Origin of the sequence: Nonomuraea sp. NPDC049607 (genome assembly GCF_040675375.1) — a bacterium.
Classification (GTDB): Bacteria; Actinomycetota; Actinomycetes; order Streptosporangiales; family Streptosporangiaceae; genus Nonomuraea.
In genome coordinates this window covers 20,748-45,406 of sequence record NZ_JBFAOV010000053.1, presented here as the reverse complement: position 1 = coordinate 45,406, position 24,659 = coordinate 20,748, and the positions used below count along the sequence as shown (strand labels likewise).

The 24,659-nt window shown below is 74.5% G+C and carries 30 protein-coding genes; 18 read left to right on the top strand and 12 right to left on the bottom strand.

Annotated features, from left to right (window positions below):
* A partial coding sequence (locus AB0J97_RS47820) for a helix-turn-helix domain-containing protein (RefSeq protein WP_364102950.1) occupies window positions 1-441 on the bottom strand: 441 nt, incomplete at its 3' end.
* A 97-nt stretch (window positions 442-538) separates the two neighbouring features.
* On the opposite strand from AB0J97_RS47820, the gene AB0J97_RS47815 reads away from it, so the two are divergent.
* The gene (locus AB0J97_RS47815; RefSeq protein WP_364102947.1) at window positions 539-1,951 is read left to right on the top strand and encodes an MFS transporter; all 1,413 of its coding nucleotides are present in this window, start codon (window positions 539-541) and stop codon (window positions 1,949-1,951) included.
* Here AB0J97_RS47815 and AB0J97_RS47810 read toward each other — a convergent pair.
* A complete protein-coding gene (locus AB0J97_RS47810) occupies window positions 1,948-2,244 on the bottom strand; it encodes a DUF4287 domain-containing protein (RefSeq protein WP_364102944.1) in 297 nt (98 codons plus the stop codon). The genes AB0J97_RS47815 and AB0J97_RS47810 overlap by 4 nt on opposite strands.
* Window positions 2,245-2,347: 103 nt before the next feature.
* On the opposite strand from AB0J97_RS47810, the gene AB0J97_RS47805 reads away from it, so the two are divergent.
* The gene (locus tag AB0J97_RS47805; RefSeq protein WP_364102941.1) at window positions 2,348-3,193 is read left to right on the top strand and encodes an acyl-CoA thioester hydrolase/BAAT C-terminal domain-containing protein; all 846 of its coding nucleotides are present in this window, start codon (window positions 2,348-2,350) and stop codon (window positions 3,191-3,193) included.
* A gap of 143 nt (window positions 3,194-3,336) precedes the next feature.
* On the top strand, window positions 3,337-4,053 hold the full coding sequence (locus AB0J97_RS47800; RefSeq protein WP_364102938.1) for an alpha/beta hydrolase: 717 nt from the start codon (window positions 3,337-3,339) through the stop codon (window positions 4,051-4,053).
* Window positions 4,054-4,173: 120 nt separating this feature from the next.
* On the opposite strand, the gene AB0J97_RS47795 is transcribed toward AB0J97_RS47800, so the two are convergent.
* From AB0J97_RS47795 to AB0J97_RS47785, 3 genes are read right to left on the bottom strand one after another with little or no spacing between them, the layout of a single operon-like run.
* Entirely contained in the window at window positions 4,174-4,815 is a 642-nt protein-coding gene (locus AB0J97_RS47795) for an SDR family oxidoreductase (RefSeq protein WP_364102935.1), read from the bottom strand.
* Entirely contained in the window at window positions 4,812-5,645 is an 834-nt protein-coding gene (locus tag AB0J97_RS47790; RefSeq protein ID WP_364102932.1) for an SGNH/GDSL hydrolase family protein, read from the bottom strand. The genes AB0J97_RS47795 and AB0J97_RS47790 overlap by 4 nt, the downstream gene beginning before the upstream one ends.
* Before the next feature lie 52 nt (window positions 5,646-5,697).
* Window positions 5,698-6,477 (bottom strand): SDR family NAD(P)-dependent oxidoreductase, encoded by a 780-nt coding sequence (locus tag AB0J97_RS47785; protein WP_357709909.1) that lies wholly within the window; start codon window positions 6,475-6,477, stop codon window positions 5,698-5,700.
* 81 nt (window positions 6,478-6,558) lie between these two features.
* Here AB0J97_RS47785 and AB0J97_RS47780 point away from each other — a divergent pair, with 81 nt between their 5' ends.
* Together AB0J97_RS47780 and AB0J97_RS47775 are read left to right on the top strand one after the other, a co-directional pair.
* Window positions 6,559-7,026, top strand: a complete 468-nt coding sequence (locus tag AB0J97_RS47780) for a MarR family transcriptional regulator (RefSeq protein WP_364102928.1) — start codon at window positions 6,559-6,561, stop codon at window positions 7,024-7,026.
* Between the two features lie 124 nt (window positions 7,027-7,150).
* Window positions 7,151-7,906, top strand: a complete 756-nt coding sequence (locus tag AB0J97_RS47775) for a sigma 54 modulation/S30EA ribosomal C-terminal domain-containing protein (RefSeq protein WP_364102925.1) — start codon at window positions 7,151-7,153, stop codon at window positions 7,904-7,906.
* Between the two features lie 55 nt (window positions 7,907-7,961).
* Here the strand turns inward: AB0J97_RS47775 and AB0J97_RS47770 are convergent, their stop codons facing one another.
* A complete protein-coding gene (locus AB0J97_RS47770) occupies window positions 7,962-8,216 on the bottom strand; it encodes a pyridoxamine 5'-phosphate oxidase family protein (RefSeq protein ID WP_364102922.1) in 255 nt (84 codons plus the stop codon).
* A 226-nt stretch (window positions 8,217-8,442) separates the two neighbouring features.
* Between AB0J97_RS47770 and AB0J97_RS47765 the strand changes: the two genes are divergently transcribed.
* The 9 genes from AB0J97_RS47765 (at window position 8,443) to AB0J97_RS47725 (ending at window position 16,880) form a co-directional block, all read left to right on the top strand.
* Complete coding sequence (locus AB0J97_RS47765; RefSeq protein ID WP_364102919.1) at window positions 8,443-9,609, top strand: globin domain-containing protein; 1,167 nt, start codon at window positions 8,443-8,445, stop codon at window positions 9,607-9,609.
* Between the two features lie 109 nt (window positions 9,610-9,718).
* Window positions 9,719-10,210, top strand: a complete 492-nt coding sequence (locus tag AB0J97_RS47760; RefSeq protein ID WP_364102916.1) for a hypothetical protein — start codon at window positions 9,719-9,721, stop codon at window positions 10,208-10,210.
* A gap of 14 nt (window positions 10,211-10,224) precedes the next feature.
* A complete protein-coding gene (locus AB0J97_RS47755) occupies window positions 10,225-10,782 on the top strand; it encodes a hemerythrin domain-containing protein (RefSeq protein ID WP_364102913.1) in 558 nt (185 codons plus the stop codon).
* Window positions 10,775-12,220, top strand: a complete 1,446-nt coding sequence (locus AB0J97_RS47750) for a nitronate monooxygenase (protein ID WP_364102910.1) — start codon at window positions 10,775-10,777, stop codon at window positions 12,218-12,220. The genes AB0J97_RS47755 and AB0J97_RS47750 overlap by 8 nt, the downstream gene beginning before the upstream one ends.
* Entirely contained in the window at window positions 12,217-12,621 is a 405-nt protein-coding gene (locus AB0J97_RS47745; RefSeq protein ID WP_364102907.1) for a hypothetical protein, read from the top strand. The genes AB0J97_RS47750 and AB0J97_RS47745 overlap by 4 nt, the downstream gene beginning before the upstream one ends.
* Window positions 12,614-12,985: a hypothetical protein gene (locus tag AB0J97_RS47740; RefSeq protein WP_364102904.1), complete on the top strand. Its 372-nt coding sequence runs from the start codon at window positions 12,614-12,616 to the stop codon at window positions 12,983-12,985. The genes AB0J97_RS47745 and AB0J97_RS47740 overlap by 8 nt, the downstream gene beginning before the upstream one ends.
* Window positions 12,982-13,419, top strand: a complete 438-nt coding sequence (locus tag AB0J97_RS47735) for a hypothetical protein (protein WP_364102901.1) — start codon at window positions 12,982-12,984, stop codon at window positions 13,417-13,419. The genes AB0J97_RS47740 and AB0J97_RS47735 overlap by 4 nt, the downstream gene beginning before the upstream one ends.
* A gap of 110 nt (window positions 13,420-13,529) precedes the next feature.
* The gene (locus AB0J97_RS47730) at window positions 13,530-14,555 is read left to right on the top strand and encodes a hypothetical protein (RefSeq protein WP_364102898.1); all 1,026 of its coding nucleotides are present in this window, start codon (window positions 13,530-13,532) and stop codon (window positions 14,553-14,555) included.
* Between the two features lie 66 nt (window positions 14,556-14,621).
* Window positions 14,622-16,880 carry a multicopper oxidase domain-containing protein gene (locus AB0J97_RS47725; RefSeq protein ID WP_364102895.1) on the top strand — a complete coding sequence of 753 codons (2,259 nt, stop codon included), beginning with the start codon at window positions 14,622-14,624 and terminating at the stop codon, window positions 16,878-16,880.
* Between the two features lie 24 nt (window positions 16,881-16,904).
* Here the strand turns inward: AB0J97_RS47725 and AB0J97_RS47720 are convergent, their stop codons facing one another.
* A complete protein-coding gene (locus tag AB0J97_RS47720) occupies window positions 16,905-17,354 on the bottom strand; it encodes a hemerythrin domain-containing protein (RefSeq protein ID WP_364102892.1) in 450 nt (149 codons plus the stop codon).
* Window positions 17,355-17,519: 165 nt separating this feature from the next.
* On the opposite strand from AB0J97_RS47720, the gene AB0J97_RS47715 reads away from it, so the two are divergent.
* On the top strand, window positions 17,520-17,795 hold the full coding sequence (locus AB0J97_RS47715) for a hypothetical protein (RefSeq protein WP_364102889.1): 276 nt from the start codon (window positions 17,520-17,522) through the stop codon (window positions 17,793-17,795).
* 96 nt (window positions 17,796-17,891) lie between these two features.
* On the opposite strand, the gene AB0J97_RS47710 is transcribed toward AB0J97_RS47715, so the two are convergent.
* On the bottom strand, window positions 17,892-18,473 hold the full coding sequence (locus AB0J97_RS47710; RefSeq protein ID WP_364102886.1) for a hypothetical protein: 582 nt from the start codon (window positions 18,471-18,473) through the stop codon (window positions 17,892-17,894).
* A 150-nt stretch (window positions 18,474-18,623) separates the two neighbouring features.
* Here AB0J97_RS47710 and AB0J97_RS47705 point away from each other — a divergent pair, with 150 nt between their 5' ends.
* Complete coding sequence (locus AB0J97_RS47705) at window positions 18,624-19,226, top strand: RICIN domain-containing protein (RefSeq protein ID WP_364102883.1); 603 nt, start codon at window positions 18,624-18,626, stop codon at window positions 19,224-19,226.
* Between the two features lie 51 nt (window positions 19,227-19,277).
* Here the strand turns inward: AB0J97_RS47705 and AB0J97_RS47700 are convergent, their stop codons facing one another.
* Window positions 19,278-20,729, bottom strand: coding sequence for an FAD-binding oxidoreductase (locus AB0J97_RS47700; protein WP_364102880.1), 1,452 nt, complete (start codon window positions 20,727-20,729; stop codon window positions 19,278-19,280).
* A 99-nt stretch (window positions 20,730-20,828) separates the two neighbouring features.
* On the opposite strand from AB0J97_RS47700, the gene AB0J97_RS47695 reads away from it, so the two are divergent.
* A complete protein-coding gene (locus AB0J97_RS47695) occupies window positions 20,829-21,287 on the top strand; it encodes a MarR family winged helix-turn-helix transcriptional regulator (RefSeq protein WP_364102877.1) in 459 nt (152 codons plus the stop codon).
* A gap of 24 nt (window positions 21,288-21,311) precedes the next feature.
* On the opposite strand, the gene AB0J97_RS47690 is transcribed toward AB0J97_RS47695, so the two are convergent.
* Entirely contained in the window at window positions 21,312-22,733 is a 1,422-nt protein-coding gene (locus tag AB0J97_RS47690; RefSeq protein WP_364102874.1) for an MDR family MFS transporter, read from the bottom strand.
* Window positions 22,734-22,831: 98 nt separating this feature from the next.
* Here AB0J97_RS47690 and AB0J97_RS47685 point away from each other — a divergent pair, with 98 nt between their 5' ends.
* On the top strand, window positions 22,832-23,461 hold the full coding sequence (locus AB0J97_RS47685) for a TetR/AcrR family transcriptional regulator (protein WP_364102871.1): 630 nt from the start codon (window positions 22,832-22,834) through the stop codon (window positions 23,459-23,461).
* A gap of 39 nt (window positions 23,462-23,500) precedes the next feature.
* Here AB0J97_RS47685 and AB0J97_RS47680 read toward each other — a convergent pair whose 3' ends face one another.
* The gene (locus tag AB0J97_RS47680) at window positions 23,501-23,932 is read right to left on the bottom strand and encodes an ester cyclase (RefSeq protein ID WP_364102868.1); all 432 of its coding nucleotides are present in this window, start codon (window positions 23,930-23,932) and stop codon (window positions 23,501-23,503) included.
* A 101-nt stretch (window positions 23,933-24,033) separates the two neighbouring features.
* Entirely contained in the window at window positions 24,034-24,624 is a 591-nt protein-coding gene (locus AB0J97_RS47675) for a response regulator transcription factor (RefSeq protein WP_357709925.1), read from the bottom strand.
* Window positions 24,625-24,659 lie beyond the last annotated feature (35 nt).

The window sequence follows — 24,659 nt, the reverse complement described above, 5'->3', positions numbered from 1 at the left end:
TCGGGGGGGGGGGTCGGGGGCTCGGGGGGGGGGGCCCCGGCCCGGCTCAGCCCCCCCCCCCACTCCGCCCCCCCCCCGGGGGGCCCCGCGCCGGGGGGGGGCCCCCCCCCCCGGCGCCTCCGCGTCCTCGACGGCGGAGGCGAACCGCAGGATCGGGTCGATCAGGCCGGGGAAGCGGTCGCTCAGGTCGCGGGCGCGTGCCCGGACCCGCCGGTGACGGCCGTCGACGGTCATGCTGATCAGCCCGGCCTCCCGCATGATCCGGAAATGGTTGGACAACGTCGACACCGGCACGCCCATGCCGTCGGCGAGCGCGGAGCAGGTGGACTCGGAGGTGGCCCAGGCGCGGCGCACGAGCTCCAGGCGGACCGGGTCGCCGAGCGCGTGGAGCAGCGGCGCGAGGGTCAGGGACTCGCGGGCCGGTTCGGGAAGCGGTCGCATGCCTCCATACTACCAATACTTCGACTTTTCCGAAATATCGAACTATGGTGTGCGATCAGCGTCGCTTCACGACGGCCTGACGAGAGGGAGCACTGTGGTGACCGCACCCGAAAGCACGATGACGCCCGGCGCCGCGGGCGTCCCACCGAACCGGACCGTGTTGCTCGCGGTGGCCTGTCTGGGCCAGTTCATGGTGCTGCTCGACAGCACGATCGTCGGGGCGGCGCTGCCCGACATGCAGATTCGCCTGCACACCCAGCTCAGCGGGTTGCAGTGGATCGTCGACGCCTACGTGCTGCTGGTGGCCATGCTGCTGCTGTCCGGCGGCGTGTTCGCCGACCGGTTCGGCCGCAGGCGGCTGTTCCTGACCGGCGTCGTGGTGTTCACCGCCGCGTCCGTGGTGTGCTCCGTCGCGCCCTCGCTCGGCTGGCTGATCGCCGGACGGGTGCTGCAGGGCGTCGGGGCCGCGGCGCTGAGCCCCGCCTCGCTGGCCCTGATCGGCGCCGCGTACCCGGTCCCGCGGGAACGGGTGCGGGCGATCGGCATGTGGGCCGGGTTTAGCGGCATCGGCCTGGCCACCGGACCGCTGGCCGGCGGCGTCCTGGTGGACGCCTTCGGCTGGCCGTCGATCTTCCTCGTCAACGTGCCCATCGGCGCGGTGCTGCTGGTCGCCGGGCTGCGGGTGCTGGACGAGTCGCGCAACCCGGCCGCGCCGGGGATCGACGTCCCGGGCACGGTCCTGTCCGTCCTCGGTGTGGGGGCGCTGACCTTCGCGCTCATCGAGGGCGGCTCCCGTGGCTGGACCTCGCCGGTGATCCTGGGCGGCTTCGCCGTCGCGGTGGTGCTGCTGGCCGCGTTCGTCGTCGTGGAAGGACGCGGTCCGGCGCCGATGTTGCCGCCGCGGTTGTTCCGTCAGCGGCTGTTCACGGTCTCCAACACGGCGATGGTCGTGGTGGGGTTCGCGCTCATGGGCTCGTCCTTCTTCTTCTCCCAGTTCTTCGTCCACGTCCAGGGCAGTTCGATCCTGCGCGCCGGCGTGCAGACCCTGCCCGCGACCCTGGCCATGGTGGTCGTCAGCCCGTACGCGGGCCGGCTCGCCGCCAGGTACGGCTTCCGGATCGTGGTCACCACCGGCCTGGCGCTGGCCGGGCTCGGGCTGGTGGCGCTGGGCTTCGTGCACGCCGACACCGGCTACGGCAACGTGTGGTGGCGGCTGGCCGTCGCCGGCGTCGGGTTCGCCCTGACCATGTCCCCGCTGACCGGCGCCGCCATCCAGGCGGTCGGCCCGCAGGAGGGCGGCCTGGCCTCGGGCGTCAGCAGCACCACCCGGCAGATCGGCGCGGTGCTCGGCGTGGCGGTGCTGGGCGCGGTCGTCCGCACGCGGGAGTCCGGCGGCGCGTCGTTCGAGGCCGGGCTCGGCAGCGCCTTCGTCGTGGCCGGCGTCGTCACGCTGGTCTGCGCGGTGTTCACCGGCCTGTGGCTGACGCGGTCCAAGCCCGCCCGGGGTTAGGCGGTCTCGGGGCGGGTGGCCTTGCCGTCCAGCCAGAGGGTGTCGGACTCGTCGCGGTGGGAGCCGGAGGTGCCGACGTGCTTGGCGTCGATCTTCGGGCCCTTCTTGATCACGTGGACGAGGGCCATGGCGTGGCCGCGGCCGAGGTCGTAGTCCTGCTTGAGCCAGTCGATGATCGTCCCGGCCTTGGTGGAGGGGGCGTCGAAGCCGCGTTCCTGGGCCAGCGCGATGAACTGGCGGGGCGTCAGCCCGGTCTTCTCTTCGATGGTGTCCAGATACGCCTGGAACGACATGGCGTTCTCCCTCCGTCGTGGCACGTTGCGGCCTTAGTGTCCCATTGATGGCGGTTCGTCGTTCCAGTGCGGGGGCTGTTCTCAGTAGTGTCGAGGGGTGCAGATGGACGAGCGTGAACTGAGCTCCCCTTGGGAAGGGGTCCTGGTCACTCCGGGATCGGCCGGCCGGACGGGCGTCCTCGTGCTGGCGGGGTCGAGCGGGCGGATCGAGCGTGACCGGGCCCGCCTCCTCGCCGGGGAGGGGATGACCGCGCTGTCGATCCGGTGGTTCGGGGGCCCGGGGCAGTCGCCCGGCATCTGCGAGATCCCGCTGGAGACGTTCGTGTCGGCCGTCGACCTGCTGGAATCCACCGGGGTCCGGCGGATCTGCGTGCTGGGCATGTCGAAGGGGGCCGAGGCCGCGCTGCTGACCGCCGTCCGGGACCGGCGGGTCGGCGGGGTGGTGGCGCTGTCGCCGACCTCGGTCGTGTGGGGGAACGTCGGGCCGGGGCCCGACGGGGAGAAGCGTCCCTACCGGTCGTCCTGGACGTGGCGGGGGAGCCCGCTGCCGTTCGTCCCGTACGACGACGACTGGGCCGAGGTCGAGCCGGAGCACGGCCCGCTGGCCCTGCGCGCCCTGTACGAGCTCAGCGAGCGCACGTTCGCCGGCCTGCTGCCGGCCGCGGCGATCCCGATCGAGGAGGCGGCGGCCGACGTGCTGCTGGTGGCGGGCGGCGATGACGCCATGTGGCCGTCCGTGCCGTTCGCCGGGCGGCTGGCCGCCCGCCGTCGTGCCGCCGGTCGTACGGTCCGGCTGGTCAGCCGGGCCGAGGCCGGTCACCGTCCGCGCCTGCCGGGGGAGGGGCCCGCTCCCGAGTCACCCGACTTCCTCTACGGCGGCGACCCGGCCGCGGACGCCCGGCTCGGCGCCGACGCCTGGCCGCACATCCTCGATCTGCTGCACGGCTGACCGCGATCTGCTGGTGTGGTACGTTTTCTGGCGCATCGACCCGAGGAGGTGAGACCGATCAACGTTGTGACAGGTCGGGGCTCCCTCGCGCGCATCGCCTAGGGAGCGCCCGCACGAGGCATCCCGAAAGGCTTTCGACGCGCATGCGTTTCACCTCTCAGACGTCGGCCGACGGCGTCACCGCACGATCCTTCACCCTCGGCGAGATCCCCGGCGTGCTGTGGACCCCGCGGCACGCCGAACCCCGCGGCCTGGTCCTGATCGGGCACGGCGGCGGGCAGCACAAGCAGGCCCCGGGCGTCGTGGGACGCGCTCACCGGCTGGTGGCCGAACGTGGCTTCGCGGCGGCGGCCATCGACGCGCCGGCCCACGGCGACAGGCCCAGGAGCGCCGAGCACGAGCGCGTCATCACCGCGATGCGGGACCGGATGGCCGGCGGGGGCGACCCCACCCCGCTGCTGGCCGAGCTCCACACGTCGCTGGCCGCCCAGACCGTCCCGGAGTGGCGCTCGGTCCTGGACGCGCTCGGCGACCAGGGGCCGGTGGGTTACTGGGGCGTGTCGCTGGGCTGCGCCCTGGGGATGCCGCTGGTGGCCGCCGAGCCGCGGATCGGCGCGGCGGTGCTGGGCCTGAGCGGCACTTCGCTTGCCTCGGCCGAGGCCGCCGCCGGGATCACCGTCCCGGTGCGGTTCCTCCTCCAGTGGGACGACGAACGGGTGCCCCGGGCCGAGGCCCTGGCCCTGTTCGACGCGTTGTCCTCGGCCGAGAAGACGCTGCACGCCAACCCCGGCGGGCACGGGGACGTACCGGACTTCGAGCTCGACGACGCCCTGCGTTTCCTCGCCGACCGGCTGCGCTGAGCCTCCGAACGACGGGAGGCCGGCCGCCGGGCGGCCCCCGAATCCCGTTGCGGCCTGGTGATCGTTGCTCCCGGCCCGCCGGGACCTCGGCGTGTCGTTCTGCGGCGTGGGAAGGGTGGGTCAGGGGCCGCCGGCGATCTCCACGACGGCGTGGCGGTGGTGTTCGTCGGTGACGTGGGTGAGCAGGTAGTGGGCCAGGTCGGCGCGGGAGATCGAGCTCGCCTTGGCCAGCGGGCCGTTCAGGGCGGTTCGGTAGCGGCCGGTCAGGGGGCCGTCGGTGAGCATCGGCGGGCGCACGATCGTCCAGTCGATGTCGGGGGCGGCGGTGACGGCGGCCTCCATGCGTTCCATGTCGGCGTAGCCGTGCCGGTAGAGGCGCTGGATGACGAAGCGGGTGACCAGGCGGCGGCCCAGCGGCGTGTCCGGCGGGATCTCCAGGCCCGCCGACGACAGGCACAGCAGACGGCGCACCCCGCCCTCGCGCATGGCGGCGACGACGTTGGCGGTGCCCTGGGAGTAGACGGTGGTGGGATTGCCGCGGTCGGTGCTGCCCAGGCACGACAGCACGGCCTCGTTCCCGGCGACGGCCGCCCGCCAGGGGCCGGGGGCGAGCACGTCGCCGCCGATCACCCGCACCCGATCGGCCGAAGGGACGCGGGCGGGGTCACGGGCCAGGACGGTGACGTCGTGCCCGGCGGCGACCGCCTGCTCGACCACCTGGCGTCCGGTGCCGCCGGTCGCGCCCAGGACCATGAGCTTCATGCCGCACCGGCCAGCGCCCGTACGACGGCCGCGGTGATCTCGCGCTGGCCCTCGATGCTCAGGTGCACGCCGTCGTCGAGGAAGTGGTGGTCCTCGGAGACGGCGAGCCTGGTGTCCACGGTGAGCTCGGGACGGCCCAGCAGGTGGTCGGAGGTGACGTCGAGGTCCTTGGCGGCCCAGCTGATGCCGGCCCGCCGGAAGTGCGGGTAGGCGGCGGCGCGCGGCTCGTCGACGGGGCTGGGGGTGAGCCAGACCCAGCGGACGGGCCCCCGCTCCTGGGCCAGGTCGTGCAGCATGGCCAGGTTGCGTTCGGTCTCGGCGGCGCTGACCAGGGTCGGCGCGCCGGGGGCCAGGTGCTGGGCGTCGTTGGCGCCGATCATGCACAGCACCAGGTCGGGCCGCTGGAAGCCGAGGGCGGGGAGCTGGGTGAGAGCCTGGGTGGTGGTGCTGCCGGTGATCGCCAGATTGGTGAAGCGGACGGCGTCGCCGGGGCGGCACAGCGCGACGAGCCGGCCCAGGATCTCGAACCAGGACAGGCGGTCGGCGGTGGTGCTCTCGCCGACGGCGACGACGTGGAAGGCGTCCCGGGGGCCGTCGGCGCCCTCGGCGTGCAGGGGGAGCCGGTCGACGGCGTCGGCGAGGCCGGGCCGGGCCAGCAGCGTCGCGGCGGCCTGCCGGGCCTGGCGGTCGAAGCCGTCCAGCAGGGAGCGGTAGGCGTCGGCGTCCAGGCCGAACAGGGCGGCGACGCGGGCCTCGTCCGCGCCGATCAGGTAGGGCAGGGCGCCGGGCCGCTGGAACCGGACGAGCCGCTCGGTCATCGGGTCGATCATGACATGGCCTCCGTCTGGACGGTGGGTGCGAGGGACGGGAAGAGCGCGGCGTTCATCCGGAGACCCGTCCGCCGGTGAGGTCGAGGGTCGCCCCGGTCACCCAGGCGGCGGCGGGCGAGGCGAGGTAGAGGACGGCCTGGGCGACGTCGGCGGGGTGGCCGACGCGGCCGAGCGGGAACGTCGCGGCGAGCTGGGCGAGCCGCTCGGCGGGCAGGGCGGCGAGCTTGTCGTTGAGCACGGCCGAGGGCGCCAGGCAGTTGACCCGGACGCCGTCGCCGCCCACCTCGGCGGCCAGATGCCGGGCGAACATGACGACGCCCGCCTTGGCCGCGGCGTAGGCGGCGTTGGCGCCGCCGGGACGGCGGCCCGCGGTGGACGACATCAGGATGATCGACCCGGCGCGCCGCTCCAGCATGCCCGGCAGGAACTCGTGGACGGTGAGGAACACCGAGGTCAGGTCGGACTCCAGGACGGCCCGCCAGCGGCCCGGGTCGAGCCCGGCGGTCGGCGCGGGCGCGCCCTGCCCCCCGGCGAACGGGGCGAGGATCTCCACCGGCCCCAGCGCGGCCTCGACCTCGGCGCGGATGCGGGCCAGGACGGCGGTGTCGGTCACGTCGCCGGGCGCGGCCAGCGCCTGGCCGCCCTCGCCGGTGATCGAGGCGACGACGCGGGCCACCGCCTCGGTGTCGCGGCCGGTGACCGCGACCTTGACGCCGTTGGCGGCCAGCGCGTGGCACGTGGCCGCGCCGATGCCGCGCGAACCGCCGGTGACGAGGGCGACCTTGCCCTCAAGTCCTGGATGCCTGGGCCAGTCGGTCCGATCGGTGGTCATCTCGGTAGCCATCGCATATTGCTTCTCTCTAGAGAAAGGTTCACTCTTGTGAAAGGTTCTGTGCGGAGTACAGTATGCGCTGTGTCCGCGTCCCGCAACCGCCCGATGGGCGTCGCCTTCCTGCTCGCGCAGCTCGGCGCGCACGCCGCCGGCCGCTTCGCCGCACGGGTCGCCGAGCTCGGCCTGTCGCCGTCCGACGTCGGGCTGCTGCGGATGATCGCCTTCCAGCCCGGCCGCAGCCAGCAGTCGCTCGCCGCCGATCTCGGCGTCGTGCCGAGCCGGGTCACCGCGCTGCTCGACCCGCTGGACCGGGCGGGCCTGGTGGAGCGCCGACGGTCGGCCGGTGACCGTCGCAACCACGAGCTGCACCTGACCGAGCAGGGCGCGCGGGTCATGGAGGACATCAAGAGGACCGCGATGGCGCACGAGGCCGACGTGACCTCCGCCCTCAGCCCCGACCAGCGCGGGCAGCTGCTCGCCCTGCTGGAGCTGATCGCCGCCGACCAGGGCCTGACCCCCGGCGTGCACCCCGGCTACCGCCGCTCCTGACGCCCGCCCCGGCCCGTGGCGGGCCGTAGGTCCCCGCGCGATGGGACCTACGGCTCTGGCGGCCGCATCCGCGCAGGCCGGAGGCTGGGTGCATCACCACCGGATGCGAAGAAGGTGTTCACGAATGAGGCACAGGCCCATCGCCCTTGACGCCGACGACGTTCAGGTCAGGATCCGCGGCGGCGGCGTGCGCGCGGCCGACGTGCGGCGTGCCCGGCACACCGTGGCCGACCTGACCCGGCTCGCCCACGAGCCGGTGCTCGGGGCGACGGTCAAGCTCGCCGCCACAACGGAGGTCGCGGGTGAGCGGCGTACGGCCGAGGCCGTGGTGGACGTCCAGGGCCGGCTCGTCAGGGCCCGGGCCGGCGCCGACTCCACCCGCGCGGCCATCCACCTGCTGGGCGACCGGCTGCGGACGCGGCTGCTGGAGACCAGCAGGGACTGGGAGAACCGGCGCGGACGCCACCCCCGGCCGCCTCACCCCGCCCCGCCCGCCGGGGAACGCCGGATCGTGCGCACTTTCACGGCCGCCCGCGCCGTGCCCGACGAGGCGGCGGTGGACATGGAGGACCTCGACTACGACTTCCTGCTGTTCACCGAGACCGCGACCGGCCAGGACAGCGTGATCTACCGCACCGAGGACGGCTACCGGCTCGCCCAGCTCGACCCCGGGCCCGGCCTGCCGACGCCGACCTGCGCGGCGATCTCGGTCAGCCCGCTGCCCGCCCCCCGCCTCACCACCGGGCAGGCCCTCGACCGGCTGGAGCTGACCGGCTTCCCGTTCGTCTTCTACGCCGACGCCGGAACCGGAGCGGGCTGCCTGCTCTACCGCCGTGACGACGGCGACCACGGCCTGGTCACCACGGCGCACGAAGGCTGACCACCGCGCCGCCCCCGGACCGCGCCGCCCTGGATCGGGGGCGGCGCGGACCGCCTCAGCGGGACGCCGCGCGGGCGGCGTCGAAGTCGTCGGCCTCGAAGGCCACCACGGCCCGCCGGGTCGCCGCCGCCAGTTTCGACCCGGTCACGGCACGGATCACGATGGACCGCCCGTCGAGACAGAAGTTCACCGGCTGGACGGCGGGCAGGGCGCGATCGGTGAACACGATCCGCCCGATGGGCACCGAGGACAGCAGCAGGAAGCACTCCTCCTCGGAGAGCACCTGAAGTCCGGACGAGTCGAGCCGCATGGTCTCCAGGATCCCAGTCCGGCCCCCGCCCCCGGCAGGGACGAAAGTCCCATCTTCCACCGCCGACCGCCGACCGGCCCTCGGGCGCACGCGCCCGGATGTCCCGTCCGGGACCTTCGGCCCTTCAACTGCGGACGTTCGCCCCGGTGAACGGCCCGGCCGCGCTCCTAGCCTGAGATCCGGCCCGCGATCGCGGGTACGTTCCCCCTGGGACTGTGGAGGTCACATGTTGTCCCCGGAATCCGCCGCCGTCGTCCGCGCCACGCTGCCCGTCGTCGGCGCCTCGCTCGACGCCATCACCGAGCGGTTCTACGCGACGATGTTCGCCGACCGGCCCGAACTGCTGGACGGCCTGTTCAACCGCGGCAACCAGGCCAGCGGCGAGCAGCGCAAGGCGCTGGCCGCCTCCGTCGCCGCCTTCGCCACCATGCTCCTGGACCACCCCGACCAGCGCCCCGACCACCTGCTCGCGCGCATCGCGCACAAGCACACCGCGGTCGGCGTCACCGACGACCAGTACGTGATCGTCCACAAGTACCTGTTCGGCGCGATCGCCGAGGTGCTGGGCGAGGCCGTCACCCCGCAGGTCGCCGCCGCCTGGGACGAGGTCTACTGGCTGATGGCCGGCGCCCTGATCGCGATGGAGGCCCGCATCTACGCCGAGGCCGGCGCCGTCGAAGGCCGCACGTGGCGGCGCTGGCGGGTGGCCGGCCGCCGCGAGGAGACGCCCGACGTCGCCTCCTTCCTGCTCAGCCCGATCGGCGAGGAGCCGCCGCCGCCCGCCCGCCCCGGCCAGTACGTCAGCGTCCAGGTCGAGATGCCCGACGGCGTGCGCCAGCTCCGCCAGTACACGCTGTCCAACGCCGGCGACGGCCTGCGCAGGATCACCGTCAAGCGCGTGGACGACGACCCCGCGGGCGAGGTGTCCACCCTGCTGCACGCCACCGTGCGCCAGGGCGACGAGCTCACCCTGTCGGCGCCCTTCGGCGACGTGACGCTGGACGACTCCGAGGCGCCCCTGGTCCTGGTGAGCGCCGGCATCGGCTGCACCCCCATGGTGGCCATGCTCGACCACCTGGCCGCCACCGGCTCGCGCCGCCGCGTCCTGACCCTGCACGCCGACCGCTCGCCCGACCGGCACGCGCTGCGCGAGGACATGGCCCGCCTGGCCCCCGAGCACGTCTTCTGGTACGAGCACGGCGCCCGGGGCGCCGACCGCGACGGCCTGATGGACCTCGGCGACGTCCCGATCCCGCAGGGCGCGGTCGCCTACCTGTGCGGGCCGCTGCCGTTCATGCGCGAGGCGCGCGCCGCGCTGCTGAGGGCGGGCGTGGCGGCGCGCGACGTGCGCTACGAGGTCTTCGGCCCCGACCTGTGGCTGGCCGCCGGCTGACGCCCCCGGCGATCCACCCTCGATCCACCCTCGATCCACCCGCGATCCACCCTCGATCCACCCTCGATCCACCCTCGATCCACCCTCGATCCACGTGAGGAGCATTGACATGAGCGCTGTCCGAGGCGCGGCGAGGGCGCTGCTGGGCGCCACCGGCGCCGCGATGGTGGCCGCCGGGCCCGTCATGGCCGCCCGGGGCCTCCAGGCGCGCGGCGAGATCCGGGACGAGCTGCGCCGCCAGGCCATCAGCTTCCCCGGCAAGGGACTGCCCGCCGAGCTCGCCGCCCACCAGGGCCGCGACGTGCTGACCGGCCCGCAGGCCAGGGCCTACGCCCAGGTGATCGGCCGCAACGTGCTGACCGCCACCGGCGGCCGGACGTACGCGCAGGTCAGCGCCGAGCTGTTCGCGGCGGGCGGCGAGGACGCCGAGCTGGAGAGCCTGCGGCAGACCGCCTTCACCGGCCAGATGTTGCGCGCCTCCCTGCTCAACGCCTACCAGGCCTGGCAGCTCGGCAACCTGGTCATCGGCCTGGGCGGGCTGCTGACCGTCACCGGCGCCGCCCTGCTGGCCGCCGGCGCCACCCTCGCCGGCGACGAGTGAGGGGGAGGCGGACCATGCGACCGGCGACGTCCGGAACGACACAGCTGGAGGACTGTGTGCTGTCCATCGGCCATCACTTCACCGAGACCTTCCACGCCGAGCACCGCGAGGTCAGGGACCTGCTGCTCGCGCTGATCGACGCCTTCCGGACCGGCGCGGCGGCGCGGGTCGGGAAGCTGGTGGAGGCCCTGTCGGCGGCCGTCGGGCCGCACTTCCGCTACGAGGAAGAAGCCATGTATCCCGGCCTGAGATCCGTCTTCGGCGCGCACTACGTGGACAAACTGCTCAGCGATCACGACGACACGATCCGCAACATCCGCGAGCTGACCGAGCTGGCCGACCTGGTCGCGATCGACGGCCTGGGCGAGCTCGACGAGAACCTGGCCGCCTGGGGCATCGCCCTGGTACGGGAGATCCTGCCGCACGTCGGCGACTGCGACGGCCTGTCCCTCATGGTCGAGACGCTGCCCGAGGACGACGTCGTGCACATCCTGGCGACCCGCGAGGTGGCCAGGGAGATCAATGCCGACGTGCTCACCTGGGCCGGGACGCTGCGGGCGCGACGTGTCTGAGGCCGTTACCGAGGCCGTGTCCGAACTCGCGCTCCCCGTCCTGATCCAGGGCGGCATGGGCGTCGGGGTGTCCGGATGGCGGCTGGCGCGCGCGGTGGCCCGTACCGGGCAGCTCGGCGTGGTGTCGGGCACCGCCCTGGACGTCACCCTGGCCCGCCATTTGCAGCGCGGCGACCCCAGCGGCCACCTGCGCCGGGCGCTGGCCTGCTTCCCCATCCCCGGGATCGCCGAACGGGTGCTCGGACGCTACTTCGTGCCCGGCGGGATCGCGCCCGGCACGCCGTACCGGCCGGTGCCCCGGCTCGGGCTGCGGCCCAGCAGGGCCCGCGACGAGCTGGCCGTGGTCGCCAACTTCGCCGAGGTCTTCCTGGCCAAGCAGGGCCACGACGGGCCGGTCGGCGTCAACTACCTGGAGAAGATCCAGCTCGCCACGCCGGCCGCCGCGTACGGCGCGATGCTGGCCGGCGTCGACTACGTGCTGATGGGCGCCGGCATCCCGGCGGAGATCCCCGCGCTGCTCGACGCCTTCGCCGCGCACCGCCCGGCCGAGATCACCGTCACGGTCGCCGAGGCGGGAGAGGCCCGCCACACGACCGGACTCGACCCGGCCGCGCTGTGGCCCGCGCCCGCCGAGCCGCTGCGGCGCCCCAAGCTGCTGGCGATCGTCTCCTCCCACGTGCTGGCCCTCTACCTGGCCCGCTCGCCCGTGACCAGGCCCGACGGGTTCGTCCTGGAGACGCCGGTGGCCGGCGGGCACAGCGCGCCGCCGCGCGGCCGGCTGCTGCTGGACGAGCGCGGCGAACCCGTCTACGGGCCGCGCGACGAGGCCGACACCGCCAAGGTCGCCGCGCTCGGGCTGCCGTTCTGGCTGGCCGGCGGGTACGCCGTCCCCGGCGGCGCGGCCGGAGCGCGGGCCACCGGGGCCACCGGCATCCAGGTCGGGACGGCGTTCGCCCTGTGCCGGGAATCGGGCCTGGACGACGGCCTGCGGCGGCGCATGCTCAGCCGGGCACGCCGGGGCGCGCTGGAGGTCCGCAACGACCCGCGTGCCTCGCCCACCGGCTTCCCGTTCAAGGTCGCGAGCCTGCCCGGCACCCTGTCGGAGCCCGAGGTGCACGACCGGCGTCCGCGGCTGTGCGACCTGGGCTACCTGCGCACCCCGTACGCCAGGCCCGGCGGCGCGATCGGCTACCGCTGCCCCGCCGAACCCGTGGACGCCTACGTTCGCAAGGGCCGGCCCGCCGAGGAGGCCGAGGGCCGCCAGTGCCTGTGCAACGGGCTGACCGCCGCCATCGGCCTGGGCCAGCGCCGCGCCGACGGCTACCACGAGCCCGCCCTGCTCACCCTGGGCCAGGACCTCGGCTTCCTGGACGGCCTGCCCGACGACCACTCGGCCGCCGACGTCGTGGACCACCTCCTGCGAGGAACACCCGCATGACCGCCCCACCCGGCCGCGGGCCGCTGCGCCGGGTCCGGCGCGACGTCGCCGCGAGCCCGTTCATCGTGATCTGGGAGGCCACCCGCGCCTGCGCGCCGGCCTGCCTGCACTGCCGCGCCGAGGCCGTGCCCGACCGGAACCCGGCGGAGCTGGGCACGGAGGAGGCGTACCGGCTCGTGCGCCAGGTGACGGACTTCGGCGCGCCCCCGCCGCTGTTCACCGCGCTGCGCGACCCCGACCGGCTGGGCGGGCGGTGCGGGGCGTGCGAGTTCCGCACGATCTGCGGCGGCTCCCGCTCACGCGCCCACGCCTGCTCCGGCGACGTGCTCGGCGAGGAGCCGTGGTGCGCCTACGAGCCGGGCAGCTTCCCCTACCAGAAGGAACCGGCCGCCCATGTTTGAGAAGAGAAGGGCCGGCGGGCTGGCCGCGCCCTACGACACGATGCTGGCCGCGTACGCCGCCGCGCTGGCCGGCTCGCCGCTGGCCGCCTCCAGCCGGGACAGCTACCTGCGCCGGGTCGGCCGCTACCTGACGTGGGTCGCCGCCGCCTCGGCCCGCGGCCTGCTGGCGGGCGAGCCGCTGGCCGACACGACCGAGGCCGTCCGCACCGCGCACGCCTACCACGGCGAGCTGGACGGCCGCTACGCCGCCAGCACGATCAACAGCACCCTGGCCGCCCTGGAGGACTTCTACGCCCGCCTCCACCTCGGCGCGACCGGCATCCCCCGCCGCCAGGCCGCCGGAGAGCGGGTGGGCGCGCGATGACCTGGTGGTCGGTGGTGCGCTTCCTGCACGTGCTCGGGGCCGCGCTGTGGGTCGGCGGCCAGCTCGCGGTCTCCCTCGTGCTGCTGCCCCTGGCCCGCCGCCTGCTCGACGAGGAGCGCCGCGCCCGGATGCTCGACGCCGTCGGACGCCGTTTCGGCCTGCTCACCGCCGCCCTGTTCCTGCCCCTCCAGCTCGCCACCGGCCTGGCCATCGCCTGGCACAAGGGCGTCACCTGGGCCTCGCTCACCGAACCCGGCTACGGCCGCGTCCTGGCCGCCAAACTGCTGCTCTTCTGTGCCGTCATGGCCGCCGCCGCGCTGCACGGCTGGGCCGCGGCCCACGCCCGCCCCCGCCTGGCCCGCGCGATGGCCGTCAGCGCGCTGGCGGGGTCGATCGGCGTGGTCCTGCTGGCCGCCGCGCTGCCCGCCACCTGATCATGGCCGATCGGACGTACGGAAAGGGACTTTGGTCCCTGACGGCGGCACGGCCGGCCACGACATCGTGGAGACATGCCCGCAGTTACCGTCGTGCCGGGAACCCCGCGATGACCGGCGTCGGCGTCCCCGGCGCCCGCCCCTGGGACAAGCCCTTCGCCTCGCGCGCCGCCGTGCGCCGGGTCGTCGCCTCCGCCGTCGCCGCGCCCTCGGTGCACAACACGCAGCCGTGGCGCTTCCGCCGCCTCGACGACACCACCATGGAGTTGTACGCCGACCTCGACCGGCTGCTCGCCGTCACCGACCCGCTCGGGCGCGGGCTCGGCATCAGCTGCGGGGCCGCGCTGTTCAACCTGCGCCTCGCGGTCCGGATGACCGGGCACGACCCCCGCGTCCTGACGCTGCCCGACCCCGACCGCCGGCCCGAGCTGCTGGCGACCGTACGCGCCAGGCCCGGCGGGCCGCCCACCCCGGACGAGCGGCTGCTGCACGACATGATCCCGCACCGGCGCACCAACCGCTTCCCCTTCGAGGGCCGCCCGCTGCCCGGGGACGTCCTCGTCGACCTGGTCAACGCCGCCCATGACGAGGGCGCCACGCTGCTGCTCGTCAAGGGAGGCACGGCCAGGCGGGTGCTGGACATGGTCGCCGTGGCCGACGACACGCTGACGGCCGACGCCGCCTACCGGGCCGAGCTGGCCCGCTGGACCCGCCCGGACGGCGGCGCCGACGGCGTGCCCGCCGCAGCCCGCGGCCTCCGTCCCCGCCACGGCGAACTGCCCATGCGCGACTTCGGCGGCGACGCGCGGCGTGCGCCGGAAAACGGCGAGGTCGCGGACTTCGAGGCCGACCCGCAGCTCGCCGCCCTGTTCACCCGGGGCGACGGCCCGCGCGACTGGCTGCGCGCCGGTCAGGCCCTGCAACGCGTCCTGCTCACCGCCACCGCGCACGGCGTGGCGGCCTCGATGTTCAGCCAGCCGCTCGACCTGCGCCCGCCGCAGCACCGCGGCGACCGGCCCGGGCCGTTCGGGCACGTGCAGATGCTGATCAGGCTCGGCTACGGCCCGCCGGTCCCGCGCGTCCCGCGCCGCCCGGTGTACGAGGTACTCGACCGGCTCGGGGCCCGGCGTGCCTGACCGGCGCGGGCGGCGTGAGGGCGGGTCTCGCTCCGCCGGCGTTCGTGTGACAGGGAGGTTCCCGGGATGCCCGTCGACGTCGGCATAGAGAGCGGCAGGCCGATCGACCTGCCGCCGAGACGGGCCCGCGCGTCCTGGCACCTGCGCGCGAACGCGGTCGTCGTCGCCTGGCTGGGCCTGACCGTCGTGGCCGCGCCGGCGGGCGAGGTGCTGCCGGCGCCGTCGTGGCTGCTGATCCACGTGTTCCTGCTGGGCGCGGTCAGCACGGCCGTCCTGATCTGGAGCGAGCACTTCACCGTGGCGCTGCTGCGCGTCCGCGGGCCGTCCGGGCGGGGGAGCCTGACCCGGCTGGCCCTGCTCAACACGGCCACGGTCGCGGTGCTGGCCGGGGTGGCGTACGGGCCGTGGCAGGTGGCGGCGGCGGGCGCGGCGCTGCTGACGGGCGTGGCGGTGTGGCACGCGGCCGTCCTGGCCCGGCTCGTACGCGGCGCGCTGCCCGGCCGGTTCGGCCACGTCATCGGCTGGTACGTCACCGCCGCCTGCGCGCTCGCCGCCGGAGGCACGCTCGGCGGGCTGATGGCCGCCCAGACCGTCCAGGGCGCGCTGCACGAACGGATGAGCGCCGCCCACTCCCAGGTGAACGTCTTCGGCTGGGTCGGGCTCACCGTTCTCGGCACCCTCTTCACGCTGTGGCCGACGGTGCTGCGCACCCGCATGTCGGAGCGGGCCCGCCGGGCCTCGCGCGTGGGGCTGTGGCTGGCCGCGCCGGGGCTGACGGTGGCCGTCACCGGGCTGCTGGCGGGCTGGCGGTGGGTGGCGCTCGCGGGGCTGGCGGCGTACGCGGCCGGCGGGCTGGCGGTGCTCACACCGCTGGCCGACGCGCTGCGGCGCAAGAGGCCGCACACCGGCGCGGCCTGGACGCTGGGGGCGGCGATCGTCTGGTTCGAGGTGGCGCTGGCCGCCGATCTGGTGGTCGTGGCCACCAGGCCGGCGCACGAGGTCGCCGCCGCGCTGGCGCCGCTGCTGCCGCTGGTGCTGGCCGGGTTCGTCGGGCAGGTGCTGCTCGGGTCGCTGCTGCACCTGCTGCCCGCGGTGCTGGGCGGCGGGCCGGTCCGGTTCAAGGAGAACGCGGCGCTGCTGGAGCGCGGCCGGGCGGCCCGGCTGGTGGCGCTGAACGTGGGGGTGCCGCTGCTGGCGCTGCCGGTGCCGCGGCCGGTCACGCTGCTGGGGTGGGGGCTGGTGCTGGCCTCGGCGCTGGCCTTCGTCGCCCTGGCCGCGACCGCCCTGACCCGCGCCCGCCCACCCGCCGTCCCTCCGGTCGTCGCTCCTCAGCCTTCTCCACCCGCTGACCCTTCGGCTTCCGCCGTCGTCGCGGACGAGGGTGGCGCGGGGTGGCGGCGCACGCTGCCCGCCGTCGCCGGGGTGGTCGTCGGGTGCCTGCTGACGGCCGGCGCGGTCGTCGTCGCCACGAGCGGCGGCTCGGAACCGGTGACGGTGACCGCGACCGGCTCCCGTACGGTCGAGGTGACGCTGTCCGGGATGAGGGTCCGTCCCGCCGTGATCGAGGCCCCCATGGGGACCGTGCTGACGTTGCGCGTCACCAACGCCGACGCCCAGCGGCACGACCTGCGCCTGGCGACCGGCGCCACGGCGGCACCGCGGCGACAGGAGGCCACCGGCCACACCGGTCACACGACGACCGGCGCGACCCCGGGCGTCCCCGCGCCTCCCGCCGAGCCCGTCGAGCCCGCCGAGCCCGCCGGGCTCGACCTGGCGGCGCCCATGTCGTCCGGCTGGAAACCCCACGACGCGACGCTCAGGCCCGCCCCCGGCGGCACCGAGCACCACGTCGAGATCCGCGCCGACGACAGGCTCGTCCAGGAGGTCGCGCCCGGGGTCCGGCAACGCGTCTGGACGTTCAACGGCACCATGCCGGGCCCGGTGCTGCGCGGCAAGGTCGGGGACGTGTTCGTCGTGACGTTCGTCAACGCGGCGACCATGGGCCACGGCATCGACTTCCACGCCGGCGCCACCGCACCGGACGGGCCGATGCGCACGATCCAGCCGGGCGAACGGCTCACCTACCGCTTCCGCGCCGAGTACGCCGGAGCCTGGCTCTACCACTGCTCGACCATGCCGATGAGCCAGCACATCGCCAACGGCATGTACGGCGCCCAGGCGCTCGACCTGGCCCCGGCGCAGGGCGGCTTCGCCGAGCTGGTCTTCCCGGAGGCGGGCACGTACCCGATCGTGGACCACACGATGCGGCAGGCCGAGGCGGGCGCGCACGGCCTGTTCAAGGTCGGCGCCCCGGAGCGGGACTGACCCGCTCCGGGGGGCGCGCGCCGGTCAGCCGGTCCTCGCGGGCGACTGGCCGGGCGTGATGCGGTCCCAGGCGGCCATCGGCAGCATGATGACGGCCGCCGGGAACAGGCCGTGCTCCTCGTGGTCGATGTGCCAGTGGAGACGGTCGAGGGCGTCCAGCACGGCGGGCCAGTCGGGCGCGGCCGGGTCGACCGCGCCGAGGATGCCGTGGATGTCGGCGTGCTCGGCGCACAGCCGCTCCACCTCCTCGGCCAGCGACCCTTCGGCGCGCAGCTCGGCGAACAGCCCGCTCTCCTCGGCGTCGGTGTGCGGGACGAGCCGGGCCATCAGCTCCTCCAGCAGTGACACGGCCTGGCCGTGACGCAGCTCCCCGATGGCGCGGCGCAGCGCCCCCGCGCACTCCTGGATGTCCCAATGCTCCTGGGACAGGCGGCCGATCAGCGGGAACTCCCGGCAGCCGCAGTAATTGCACATGGTCACGTCCTTACAGGAGGGTTGCTTGCCGAGGACGACAGCCGGGGCGCACACCTGCGCGTCCTGCTCCTCAGGCCGCCCTGGCCTCCACCCTTCCCGGCGGGACGCCGCCCCGGTCAGGGCCGAAAGTCCCGCATCGGCCAGGCCCTCCGTCGGGAAACCCACGTGACGGGCGTCGCCGGTCTGGCCGAGGCGGGGCTCACCGTGACGTGGAGCGCGCAGGCGCGGGTGCGGACGGTGTTCCACGACGTCGGGGCGCTCGTGCTGTTCCTGCGGATGGTGCCCTGGCAGGTCCCCGGCTTCGACGCCGCCCGGTACGGCCACCGCCTGCGCGCCCTGCACGAGCGGATGGCAAGCGGCCGCCCCCTGACGGCGTACACCCACCGCTTCGCCCTGCTGGCCCGCCGGTCCATCGGAGGGGAGGGCGCGGAGGGACGGTGACGGGCCCGCGCCGGCAGCTCGCGCTCCCGCGCGGCCACCTGACCGGCGGGGACGCGCCGCACCTGAGGTCCGGCCGGAACGAGCACGGGCTCATTCTCACATGCTCCACGCCTCGTGGATCGTGGTGACGGCCGAGGAGACGGGCCGCCCGCCGGGCCGCGTGACGGCCGGAGCGCCCGGCACGGGCACGCCGTCGACGGTGATCGAGGCGTGCTCGCAGGGGATGATCTGCATCGACAGCCCGTGGCTGACGCCCAGCAGCGGGAAGTCGGCCATCGCGAACGGCCTGGCGTCCAGCGGCCCGGTGATGGCGACCGCCAGCCCGGCCGCCGTGGCGTGCGCGCCCGTGGCGGGGTCGACGCGCAGCTCCACGTCCGCCCGTTCCACCCGCGCGACGGGCCAGGACGGCAGCGCCGTGGCCTCGTCGAAGTGCCGGACGAAGTGCTCCTCGATCCACGTCCCCAGCCGGAGGTCGTCACCGACGACGCGCAGCCCGGCGGGCGTCCACACCACCAGGACGGCCCCGGCGCCGTGCGTGGACCAGTCCACCTGCCACAGGGAGGCGTACCCGGTGGGGGTGTCGCCGTCGTACAGGGTGACGTACGGGTTGGCCCCGGCGAGCAGTGGCCGGCGGGTCAGGTAGGCGCTCGCGGGCGTGCCTTCACTGGTGCTGAGCATGAACCGATCATGGACGCTCGCACCCCTCGCGGGCCAGCCCGTTGCGGGATTCCGCAACCCGTCCCGTCTGAGTAGGGCGGTACTCATGCCCTCCCGCCGCCCAGGGCGCAGCCTTCAAGGGACGGAACGCACGACGGAAGGGAGCAGGCGATGCGTGAGGGCGTACATCATCGGCGGATCGGCCGCAGGGCGCTGCTGGCGGTGATCACAGTCGTGTCGGTCGCCGTGCCCGTGTGGTCGGCGGCGGCGCCGGCCTCCGGGGCCGTGGCGGCACGCGAGCGGACGCTCGCCGAGCCCTGGTCCTACCTGTTCGAGATCCGCCGGCGCTTCCCCGCGCCGGAGAAATGCGTGGACGTCGACAACGGCTACACCTTCGACGGCGCCAACGTGAAGCAGTGGGAGTGCGTCAACGTCCCGCAGCAGCACTGGCAGTACCAGCGGGCGGCGCCCGGGAGCGAGTGGTTCTTCCTGCGCGCCCAGCACAGCGGCAAGTGCCTCGACGTCGACAACGGCTACACCTTCGACGGCGCCAACGTGAAGCAGTGGCAGTGCGTCGACGTCCCGCAGCAGTTGTGGCGCTGGAAGTACGCCTACACCGACGCGTGGTGGAACACCTTCTACTTCCTGGAGAACCAGAAGAGCGGCAAGTGCCTCGACGTCGACCACGGCTGGACCCACAACGGCGCCAACATCCAGCAGTGGACCTGCGACGAGTACGCCGGCCAGCAGTTGTGGTACTTCCGGCCCGTGTGACCGGGCCGGGCGGCCGCGAGGCGGGCCCGGGGCCGTCCGGCCGGCCTCGCGTCAGGACGTGGCCGGCGGGATGTTGTGGTTGACGCGGAAGAGCTGGGCCGGGTCGTACCGGGCCTTGAGCGCGGCCAGCCGCCGGTGGTCCTCCTCGGAGTAGGCCCGCCTGACCCGCTCCGGGGCCGAGTCGTGGTCGAACAGGAACCCCGGCAGCATGGCGCCGGTGTCCCAGGGCCGCAGCCGGTCCAGCACCTCGTCGGCGGCCTCGCGCGCGGCCCCGGCCTGTCCGGGCGGGGCCGGCAGCCGCATCCACAGCAGATAGGCCGCGCCCCGGGTGCCGACCGGGTGCGGACGGCCCGGCGGACGATCGAGCGCCCCGCCCAGGTGACGGAGCTGGATGCCGGGGAACGGGCCGTCCGCCCGCGCGGGGTCGATGAACGAGGCCAGCTCCGCCGCGGCGTCGTCGTCCAGGTCGCGCAGCAACGCGCTGCGCAGGTGAGCCGAGACCGGGTGCCGGGGGTCCTGGTAGATCCCGGTGACGCTCGGGTACGGCATGGCCGCGCAGGTGTCCTTCTCCGGGCCGAGCGCGCGCAACGGCGCCACCAGGCGGGCGCCCGGCTCCTCGTCCCCGACGCAGAGCGTCCGCACCTGCACCATCGAGCGGCCCCGGAACGCCTCCGGCAACTGCGGCACGTCGGGGAAGCGCACGAGCGTCACGGAGGACGACATCTCCTCCGGCTGCTCCCTGGCCCAGGCAAAGTAGGAGCGGAGCAGGCGGGCGGTGTGCACGGGGTCCTCGCCCGGGTAGTACAGCTCGCCGCCGTGGACGGTGCGCAGTGGCAGCAGCTCGATCTCGGCCGCGACGACGACGCCGAAGTTGCTCTTGCCACCCCGCACCGCCCAGAACAGGTCCGGCTCCCGGTCGGGCGAGACGGTCCGTAGCAGGCCGTCGGCGGTGACGACGTCGAGCGAGCGGACGCGGTCGGCGGCGAAGCCGTACGTGCGGGCGGCCAGCGGGAGGCCGCCGCCGGTCAGGAAGCCCATCACGCCGACCTCGCCGGACGATCCGCACAGCGGCGCGAGCCCGTGCCCGGCCGCCGCGGTGATCACCTCGCTCCAGCGCAGCCCCGCGCCGATCCGCGCGGTGGCGGCGTCCGGGTCCACCGACAGCTCGCGCAGCCCGCCGGTGGCGATGAACACGGCTCCGTCGGCCGGCACCGACTTGCCGTGCCCGGTGGACTGCACCGCGACCGGCCGTCCGGTCCGGGCCGCGTACCGGACGGCGGTGGCCACGTCGTCGGCGTCGGCGGCGAGCACGACGACCGCGGGCCGGTGCTCGACCGTCAGCAGCCAGCCCGAGCAGGCGTCCTCGAAGCCGTCGTCGCCCGGGTGGAGTGTGCGGCCCCGGATCCGCGCGTCCAGGCCCGTCAGGTCGTGCGCGTCCGCGCCGCCGGGGGCGGACACGGTCGTGACGGGGGTCGTCCGGTCGTCGGTCGGGGTGTTCGGCATGTCGGTTCCATCTCCCCTGATAGTTGGTCGCGCCAACGTTGGCGCGGCCAACAATACAGACAATCGTGGGTTGTGCCAACGACTTGTTAGATTGCCTCTGTGAACACCCCGGAGACGAGGCCGCCGGAGCGGCTGCGCGCGCTGCCGAGCAGGCTGACCAACCACGCGGCGCTGACCGCCAACCGGATCGTGGACCAGGCGTTCGCCCAGGCCCATCTCCGGCGCTACCACTACGCGCTGCTGGCCGCTCTGGAGGAGTACGGCCCGGCCAGCCAGGCCGACCTCGGCCGGCGTACCGGCATCGACCGCAGCGACGTGGTGGCGACCGTCAACGACCTGGCCGGACGCGACCTTGTCGAACGCGCGCCCGACCCCGAGGACCGCCGCCGCAACGTCGTCACCATCACGGCGGAGGGCCGCGAACGGCTGGACGAGCTCGACCGCCTGCTGGCCCGCGCCCAGGACGAGTTCCTCGCCCCGCTGCCCCCCGCCGACCGCCGCCAGTTGATCGACCTGCTCACCCGCCTGGCCGAGCACCACGGCGGCCACCCCGTGTGACCCGGCCCCGACGGCGTCGGCAGGTCACGCGGGCGAGGTCCGCGGCCGTCGCGCCGACCGGAAGAACGCCACCGGGACCAGCGTGATCAGGCACAACCCGAGGGCCCACCAGAAGGCGGTGCCGTAGGCGTGCGCCGGGTCGGCGCCCTGGCGCAGCCGGCTGTCCAGGACGGTCGTGAGGATGGCGGTGCCCAGCGAGCCGCCGAGCCGGTTGACGACGTTCAGCGCGCCCGCGGCGCCCGGCGTCTGGGGCTTGTCCACGGCCCCGTACGCCGCCGCCATGGTGGGCGCGGAGACGCCGCCGATGCCCAGGCCGTACAGGACCAGGCAGGCGGCCAGCAGCCAGGTGCCCGGACGGGCGGGCGCCTGGGTGAAGGCGAGCAGCCCGGCGAGCGAGAGTGCGAGCCCGGCGGTCACGACGGCGCGCGGGCCGTGCCGGTCGGCCAGCCGTCCGGCGGCGAACGAGCCCACGGCGGCCCCGAGCGCTTGCGGGGTGAGCAGCAGGCCGGTCCAGAGGGTGCTCGCCTGCCGGTCGTGCTGGAAGAACAGCGGCAGCAGGATCATGGAGCTGTAGAGCGAGGCCCCGAGCAGGAACAACGCCACGCAGGCGGCGGCGAAGCGGCCCCGGGCGAACAGGCGCACGTCGATCAGCGGCTCGCGGCGGGTGCGCAGCGCGTGCACGAGGTAGCCGGCGACCAGCGCCAGCCCGGCGCCCACGGTGGCCAGGACGGCCGGCGCGCCCGCCCCCTCGCGGCCGCCGGCCATGGTCAGCCCGTAGACCACCGCCGCCAGGCCGGGGGAGAGCAGCGCCAGGCCGAGCAGGTCGAGCCGGGACGTGTCCGGAGCGGTCTCGTCCCCGGTCAGGACGCGGGCGGCCACCGGCAGGACGACCATGCAGATGGGCAGGTTGAGGTAGAAGATCCAGCGCCAGTCGAGCTGCTGGACGACCAGCCCGCCCACGATCGGGCCGAGCACCGGGGCGAACATGACGGGGATCGTCAGCACGCTCATGGCCCGCCCGATCCGGGACGGCCCGGCCGCCTGGGCCAGGATCGTCTGCCCGATGGGGTTCATCAGACCGCCGCCGACGGCCTGCACGAGCCGGAAGGCGATGAGGGCCGGCAACGACCAGGCCAGCCCGCACAGGGCCGAACCGGCCGTGAAGACCGCGACGGCGGCCATCCACATGCGCCTGGCCCCGTACCGCCGGCTCAGCCACCCCGACAGGGGCATGACCAACGCGATCGCGAGCAGGTAGCCGGCCGCCACCCACTGCACGTCGGCCAGCGACGTGCGGAAGTGCGCCGCCATGGCGTCGGCCGCGATGCCCACGGCGGTGGCGTCGATCGTGGCCAGGATCGGGGCCGCGATCAGGACGATCCCCATGCGCAGCAGTCGCGGGTCGAGCCGGTCGCGGGCGGCCCCCGACGGAGAGGTGACGGTCATCGCACACCCTTAGGATCGATCGACTGGGACGACTCCAAACACTAGGTCCGACCTAATCATTAGGTCAAACCTAATCAGCGTGCGGAAGGGCAGAGCTCGTGACCGAACGATCCAAGGGCTTGCGGGAGCGCCAGAAACACCAGACCCGGCAGCTCATCTCCGACGTCGCGACCGGCCTGTTCCTCGAACGCGGCTACGACGACGTCACCATCGCCGACGTCGCGGCCGCCGCGGGCGTGGCCAAGATGACCGTCACCAACCACTTCCCGCTGAAGGAGGACCTCATCCTCGACCGGCACGAGGAGATGGTCAACGGCCTGGCCAGGGCCGTGTCGCAGCGCGGCCCCGGCGAGTCGGCGCTCGACGCGGCGCGCCGCGACTACGACGAACGGCTGCGCCGCCGCGACAGCGGGATCCCCGACGCGGGCGCCGACTGGCAGCGCATGGTCCGGGACACGCCGGTGCTGCGGGCCCGCCTGCGCCAGCTCCACGACCAGGCCGAGGCCGGGCTCGCCGCCCTGCTGGCGGAGGAGACCGGCGATCCCGGCATCACGCCCCGCGTGGTGGCCGCCGCCCTCGCCGGGGTGGAACGGCTGCTGTTCGACGAGGGCCAGCGCCGGGTCCTGGCCGGTGAGGAGTCCGAGCAGATCTTCGCGGCCCTCGGCCGTACCGCTCGGCAGGCCTACGACCTGCTGGTTCCCGCCATCGGCGACTACGCCCGCCGCTGACCCGCGCCGGGCCCGGCGCCGTGGCCCCCGGCCCGGCGCCTACTCCTCGACGAAGCCGAGCTGCCGGAGCTGGGCGTGGAGGTCCACGACCCCCCAGAGGTCGATGATCAGGCCGTCGGCGAACCGGGCGATGAAGATCTCGTCGTACGTCACCGCCCGGCCGGTCGCGGGCCTGCCCCGGTACTCGCCGGTGTGGGTCCCCGTGACCCTCTGCCGGGCGACGATCTTGTCCTCCGAGACGAGCAGGTCCTCGACCGACACGTGAATGTCGGGGAAGGCCCGCAGCAACACGTCCCAGACCCGTCTCTGGGCCTGCACCGCGGGCAGGGCGCCGCCCGTCACGTGGAACCGCGCGTCCGGGTGGATGAACTCCTCGGCGGCCTTGACGATCACCTCCAGGTCGCCGCTGTTGACGGCGTCGTGGAAGCGCCGGTACGTCTCCCTGTTGCGGGCTTCCTCGGTCGACGGCATGTCGTGTCTCCTCACTCGTGACGGGACGCCCGGCGGGGAAGCCGGCGCCCTCACAGTGATCGACAGGACAGCCGCCCGGTTTGTGAGGCCGGGCGGCCGGATCAGCGGTTGAGGTAGGCGAGGACGGCCAGGACCCGGCGGTTGTCGTCCTCCGACTCGGGCAGCTGGAGCTTGCCGAAGATGCTGGAGATGTGCTTGTTGACCGCGCTGGCGGAGATCACGAGCTGGTGCGCGATCGCCGTGTTGGAACGCCCGGCGGCGATCAGGCTCAGCACCTCCCGCTCGCGAGGGCTCAGCTCGCCGGTACGGCCGCGCGCGTCCCCCCGGGTCAGCAGCTTGGCGATGACCTGCGCGTCCATCGCCGTGCCGCCCCTGGTCACCGAGGTGACCGCGTCGATGAACTGCCCGGTGTTGGCCACCCTGTCCTTCAGCAGGTAGCCGACCGCCCCGGCGCCGTCGGCCAGCAGCTCGCGGGCGTAGAGCTGCTCCACGTACTGCGACAGCACGAGCACCGGGAAGCCGGGCCGTTCGCGCCGCGCCTGGATCGCGGCCTGCAACCCCTCGTCGGTGAACGACGGTGGCAGCCGCACGTCGACGACCGCCACGTCCGGCCGCTCGTCGGCCAGCGCCTTGCGCAGCGACGGCCCGTTGTCGACGGCGGCCACGACGGTGAAGCCGTGCTCGGTCAGCATGCGGACCAGCGCGTCCCGGATGAGGAACAGGTCCT

Coding starts and splice junctions, on each gene's coding strand:
- AB0J97_RS47810 (WP_364102944.1), bottom strand. CDS start 2,244: ATGTCGTTCCAGGCGTATCTGGACACCATCGAAGAGAAGACCGGGCTG.
- AB0J97_RS47805 (WP_364102941.1), top strand. CDS start 2,348: ATGGACGAGCGTGAACTGAGCTCCCCTTGGGAAGGGGTCCTGGTCACT.
- AB0J97_RS47800 (WP_364102938.1), top strand. CDS start 3,337: ATGCGTTTCACCTCTCAGACGTCGGCCGACGGCGTCACCGCACGATCC.
- AB0J97_RS47795 (WP_364102935.1), bottom strand. CDS start 4,815: ATGAAGCTCATGGTCCTGGGCGCGACCGGCGGCACCGGACGCCAGGTG.
- AB0J97_RS47790 (WP_364102932.1), bottom strand. CDS start 5,645: ATGATCGACCCGATGACCGAGCGGCTCGTCCGGTTCCAGCGGCCCGGC.
- AB0J97_RS47785 (WP_357709909.1), bottom strand. CDS start 6,477: ATGACCACCGATCGGACCGACTGGCCCAGGCATCCAGGACTTGAGGGC.
- AB0J97_RS47775 (WP_364102925.1), top strand. CDS start 7,151: ATGAGGCACAGGCCCATCGCCCTTGACGCCGACGACGTTCAGGTCAGG.
- AB0J97_RS47770 (WP_364102922.1), bottom strand. CDS start 8,216: ATGCGGCTCGACTCGTCCGGACTTCAGGTGCTCTCCGAGGAGGAGTGC.
- AB0J97_RS47765 (WP_364102919.1), top strand. CDS start 8,443: ATGTTGTCCCCGGAATCCGCCGCCGTCGTCCGCGCCACGCTGCCCGTC.
- AB0J97_RS47760 (WP_364102916.1), top strand. CDS start 9,719: ATGAGCGCTGTCCGAGGCGCGGCGAGGGCGCTGCTGGGCGCCACCGGC.
- AB0J97_RS47755 (WP_364102913.1), top strand. CDS start 10,225: ATGCGACCGGCGACGTCCGGAACGACACAGCTGGAGGACTGTGTGCTG.
- AB0J97_RS47745 (WP_364102907.1), top strand. CDS start 12,217: ATGACCGCCCCACCCGGCCGCGGGCCGCTGCGCCGGGTCCGGCGCGAC.
- AB0J97_RS47740 (WP_364102904.1), top strand. CDS start 12,614: ATGTTTGAGAAGAGAAGGGCCGGCGGGCTGGCCGCGCCCTACGACACG.
- AB0J97_RS47735 (WP_364102901.1), top strand. CDS start 12,982: ATGACCTGGTGGTCGGTGGTGCGCTTCCTGCACGTGCTCGGGGCCGCG.
- AB0J97_RS47730 (WP_364102898.1), top strand. CDS start 13,530: ATGACCGGCGTCGGCGTCCCCGGCGCCCGCCCCTGGGACAAGCCCTTC.
- AB0J97_RS47725 (WP_364102895.1), top strand. CDS start 14,622: ATGCCCGTCGACGTCGGCATAGAGAGCGGCAGGCCGATCGACCTGCCG.
- AB0J97_RS47720 (WP_364102892.1), bottom strand. CDS start 17,354: ATGTGCAATTACTGCGGCTGCCGGGAGTTCCCGCTGATCGGCCGCCTG.
- AB0J97_RS47710 (WP_364102886.1), bottom strand. CDS start 18,473: ATGCTCAGCACCAGTGAAGGCACGCCCGCGAGCGCCTACCTGACCCGC.
- AB0J97_RS47705 (WP_364102883.1), top strand. CDS start 18,624: ATGCGTGAGGGCGTACATCATCGGCGGATCGGCCGCAGGGCGCTGCTG.
- AB0J97_RS47700 (WP_364102880.1), bottom strand. CDS start 20,729: ATGCCGAACACCCCGACCGACGACCGGACGACCCCCGTCACGACCGTG.
- AB0J97_RS47690 (WP_364102874.1), bottom strand. CDS start 22,733: ATGACCGTCACCTCTCCGTCGGGGGCCGCCCGCGACCGGCTCGACCCG.
- AB0J97_RS47680 (WP_364102868.1), bottom strand. CDS start 23,932: ATGCCGTCGACCGAGGAAGCCCGCAACAGGGAGACGTACCGGCGCTTC.
- AB0J97_RS47675 (WP_357709925.1), bottom strand. CDS start 24,624: ATGCTGACCGAGCACGGCTTCACCGTCGTGGCCGCCGTCGACAACGGG.